This is a genomic window from Phaeodactylibacter xiamenensis, from assembly GCF_000759025.1.
Lineage (GTDB): Bacteria > Bacteroidota > Bacteroidia > Chitinophagales > Saprospiraceae > Phaeodactylibacter > Phaeodactylibacter xiamenensis.
This window is the reverse complement of record NZ_JPOS01000104.1, coordinates 1-3957: the sequence shown is the minus strand read 5'-3', so window position 1 is coordinate 3957 and position 3957 is coordinate 1. Positions and strand designations below refer to the sequence as shown.

Annotated in this window: 5 protein-coding genes; 1 reads left to right on the top strand and 4 read right to left on the bottom strand. The window is 38.2% G+C overall.

Translation table 11 applies throughout. The features are described 5' to 3' along the window. Window positions 1–241, top strand: a 241-nt coding sequence (locus IX84_RS34255) for a hypothetical protein (RefSeq protein ID WP_238578358.1), incomplete at its 5' end; no start/stop codon positions are given. A 1185-nt stretch (window positions 242–1426) separates the two neighbouring features. Here IX84_RS34255 and IX84_RS29805 read toward each other — a convergent pair. The 4 genes from IX84_RS29805 to IX84_RS29790 all read right to left on the bottom strand — a co-directional run bounded on the left by IX84_RS29805 (window position 1427) and on the right by IX84_RS29790 (window position 3016). Then, window positions 1427–1846 carry a protein-export chaperone SecB gene (locus IX84_RS29805; RefSeq protein WP_052516525.1) on the bottom strand — a complete coding sequence of 140 codons (420 nt, stop codon included), beginning with the start codon at window positions 1844–1846 and terminating at the stop codon, window positions 1427–1429. Window positions 1847–1869: 23 nt separating this feature from the next. Continuing rightward, window positions 1870–2127 (bottom strand): hypothetical protein, encoded by a 258-nt coding sequence (locus tag IX84_RS29800; RefSeq protein ID WP_044230142.1) that lies wholly within the window; start codon window positions 2125–2127, stop codon window positions 1870–1872. A gap of 10 nt (window positions 2128–2137) precedes the next feature. Further along, the gene (locus IX84_RS29795; RefSeq protein ID WP_044230141.1) at window positions 2138–2665 is read right to left on the bottom strand and encodes a hypothetical protein; all 528 of its coding nucleotides are present in this window, start codon (window positions 2663–2665) and stop codon (window positions 2138–2140) included. Window positions 2666–2779: 114 nt separating this feature from the next. Further along, window positions 2780–3016, bottom strand: a complete 237-nt coding sequence (locus IX84_RS29790) for a hypothetical protein (protein ID WP_152605303.1) — start codon at window positions 3014–3016, stop codon at window positions 2780–2782. Window positions 3017–3957 lie beyond the last annotated feature (941 nt).

Here is a 3957-nt window from a genome sequence, read left to right as displayed (position 1 = left end):
ACGTAGCGCAGCGGAGTATTGCCGGCTGCACTGTGTTCACAGCATTCGCGTTTTATCCGATTTTACAAAACTAGCGGCCATCTCTCTATTTTCGAAGACGAGAAAGGGGGCTTTTCCCAAGTTTATCCAATTATCCGATTTTGATAACCAATTTTCGGGCGTAACAGCTAACCTCATTTGTTTTATCGCCCGTAAAAACCAACTTAACCCAATGAAAATCATTCAATTATTCTCCTGCTAAATCTATTCAATGCACCTGCGAACCCTCAAGATTCAATCTTACTCGGGTATGAAACAGTTATTTGCTCGTTGATTTTCATTTACCGTTTTGATTTTCATAAGCCCCCTGGACGCGGGCTCCTTTCCTGATAACGTATTCAATTCCATCGGACGGGCCGCGGTAATACTTGATCTGATTTTTCAATTCGGGCTATCCCAATTCTTGTAAACCAACTAAAGAACTGTAGAACTTTCCATTTACCCCGCCTTAACAGACTTTTTCTCCAATGGACTAACCAGTTTAAACCCAGTTTCTGAAAATTATTACTCGGGCATTTTCAAGTTTTAGGCGGGGAGAATCCCTATTTCAAATTCTTACTGATACCTTTCATCAGTTGCGCGATTGTCTGTGAACGGGAACGTGCAGCCGCAGTACGTAGCGCAGCGGAGTATTGCCGGCTGCACTGTGTTCGCAGCATTCGCGTTTTATTCGATATTGCCATAACAAGCGGCCATTTCTCTATTTTCGAAGACGAGAAAAGGGGGCTTTCCCCAAATTTATCCAATTTATTCGTTGAGGACAAACCAATTTCCGGGCCAAACAGCTAACCTCATTTGTTTTATCGCCCGTTTGAATCAAATCTACTCAATGAAAATCATCCAATTATTCTCCTGCTAAATCTATTCAATGTACCTGCGGACTCTTGAGCAAATCTCAAATTCGGGCATGAAACCCATATTTGCTCGTTGATTTTCATTTACCCTTTTGATTTTCATAAGCCCCCTGGACGCGGACTCTTTTCCTGATACCGTATTCCTTTCCATCGGACGGGGCCGCGGTAATCTTGATCTAATTTTTCTATTCGGGCTATCCCGATTCTCGTAAACCAACTAAAAAACTGTAGAACGTCTCATTTACCCCGCCTTAACAGACTTTTTCTCCAATGGACTAACCAGTTGATACCCAGTTTCTGGAAATTATTACTCGGGTATTTTCCATTTCCAGGCGGGGAGAATCCTTATTTCAAATTCTTACTGATACCTTTCATCAGTTGCGCGATTGTCTGTGAACGGCCCGGCTAGCCGCAGTACGTAGCGCAGCGGAGTATTGTCGGCTAGCCATTGTTGTGGGCTGTTTGACTTTCTCTTGGTCAAAAGAATTGAAAAATCAGTATAGAAACTCCTTTATATTTACAGGTAATTACTTTTAGTTATCTTCTGGAATAATTTCTTCTAGTTCTCCTTTGAAAAATTGAGGTGGTATATTTAGTGTTCCTATAATATTACCCAAATTTGATGTTAATGTAGAGATAAATGACCTCAAATAAGGAAACATAATTGCAGGTGCATTTACATTAACAAAGCTATGTTTTATTTCTCCATGTATCGCCTTACTTAATTCAAAAGTTCCAATAGCAACTATTCTTAGTTTAAAGAAAGATTCGGACATTAGTGTCATGTCCATAATTATTCTAAATATTTTTTCATCTTCCTCGGGATAGAAAACCTTAGGCTCAAGATCTATATGAATCTCACCTCCGTCAATATACGGTTTTTGAGAGCTGAAATTTACATGAGGAAAATCTACACCTAGAAACTTTAATTGAACTTGTTCGTTAACTTCCATATTCCAGAGTTTTTGCTATAAAACTATGCAGCTAGCTTATAGTCAGTATTATTTACCAATACAGCATCTGTGGAATTAAAATGCCCATAAAATGAATTGCTTTTCACGTTACTCATCTTGTAATCAAATGAAATAACCTTTTTGAGTTCTATTTTACCATTCGTTAACAGAGAATGATCTAAATTTGATCTTTTCTCAAGTAACCAATTGCTTAGAGTCTCTTGAGTTTCCTTCTCAAGTGCATTATCAAGCTTTTGTTCCAAATCAGCGAGATTCAACATAATCTGTTTTTTAGCAGTTTTCTATTGTCAAAAGAACAAAATTGTCAACAATTTCCAAATTATATACAGCTAGTTGTATCCTTTTCCTGTAAATAAATGCCCTTTTTTTATTGTTTCTGTACTCTATTGGCTTGACTAGCAAGAAATTGAAGTTAGATGGTAAATCTTGAAACATTATGCCGTCAACTTCATCCCAAGTTGCCCTATCCTTAAAATAGTCATTGATTTCCTTTAAGGTAGGCTTTTCCCCTGTTTGTTTAACTATCTTAGTGGCAACTTTTTCGATTTGCTTCAACCAAAAAAGATAGTGTTCTTCGTTGAATACCGTATCAAGAACATTGTCGCATTCAATATTAGCAGAATATATTTCATACCGCCCAGTCTTTTTTTTGCTTGTTTTCCCCCATCTGTGAGCATCAAACTCATCATACCAAAAATAATAAGCTTCTCCTAACCAAGCATCATCTCTTAAACAGATTATTGGTTCGATTAGTTCTTCGTCTCTATTTTCTTGGGTATGGAACATGGTTCTAACCATAACTACAGATTATCATTTTTTGAGAGTCTAGAATTTTGCTTAAAGATAGTATTTGTCTAATAAAATTAAAATAGCCCACAACGGCCCGGCTACGCGCAGGCTGGGATTCTAAATTTACTCTTTTCGTTCAAATTCACCAATACTAGCGCAGACAGCAAAAGGCGATGATGGCGCAGCCTGGCTTTTGCTGGCTGCAGCGGGCTTTTCATTCTCTTTTTTCATTCGTAGATTTTTACCCAGCTTGTGTGTAGCCATTGTTATGGGTTGCCGCTTTATTCTTTTCACCGATTCAAAAAAAGGGCCCATTTCAAATTCTGGACTAACCAAAAGGCGGCTATTCAATCTTTTCAACTGATTTTAATCTCTTGGTTTTCAATTGATTCAATTTCAGGATTCTGATTCTTCAATTTGATCGATTCTAATCTCAAATCAACCAAAAATCGGACGACAATCAACCTATTTCCGGATTCTGATCTCAATTTCCAGAAGATTCAACCTGATTTTTGATTCTTGATTTCCTCAATTCGATCTCCCAAATTCATCAAAATTAGTTTCAGATTCTCCAAATCTTGAGTTTTGGTTTCTGATCTTAGGTCTTCAAATTGATTCAATCAACGATTACCTGTTCAAAATTTCCAGATTCCAGATTTCTAAATTCTGTTTTTTGGACGAGATTCAAATTCCTGATTTTTATTTCAAAAGCCGCCTAAACTCAAACTCCTTCTGAAAAAACCAATCCCATTTTTCAAGATGGGCCCGGTTAATCTTAAGAATCCAAATTTTTCGTTTTCTATCCGATTCACCGTAAAAAATACAATACTCGACAGGACCTTTACCCGCCTTTCAAAATTTCAGTTACCCGATTTGGAACTCAAGTTCTTGATTTCCGGACAATTCCCAATTCTGAGTTTTCATTCTTGAGGCGGGAGAATCCATATTTTCAATTCCATAGAATGCCAATTCTGATGCGGTACCCCATAACGGCCCGGCTACGTGCTGTGCCGGACTTTAAATTTACCATTTTCGTTTCATTTCACAAATGCTAGCGCAGGCAGCAAAAGACGATCTTGGCGAAGCCTGGCTTTTGCTGCCTGCGCGGGTTTCCCATCTTCATTTTCCTTTCGAAGATTTTTACCGGCATGGCATGTAGCCATTGTTGTGCGTTCGTGTTTATTTCACTTCAAATTTCATCTTTGTCAGTAATTTACCGAAGTAGTTCTTATAGTTATAAGTTTTCCTGTAACTATTTAGGTGTGGGTTCCTGCGGCAGCGTAGCTGCGAAGGAACGACTC

Excerpts from the sequence above, each read along its gene's own strand:
- IX84_RS29805 (WP_052516525.1), bottom strand. The coding sequence starts at position 1,846 with ATGGAAGTTAACGAACAAGTTCAATTAAAGTTTCTAGGTGTAGATTTT.
- IX84_RS29800 (WP_044230142.1), bottom strand. The coding sequence starts at position 2,127 with ATGTTGAATCTCGCTGATTTGGAACAAAAGCTTGATAATGCACTTGAG.
- IX84_RS29795 (WP_044230141.1), bottom strand. The coding sequence starts at position 2,665 with ATGGTTAGAACCATGTTCCATACCCAAGAAAATAGAGACGAAGAACTA.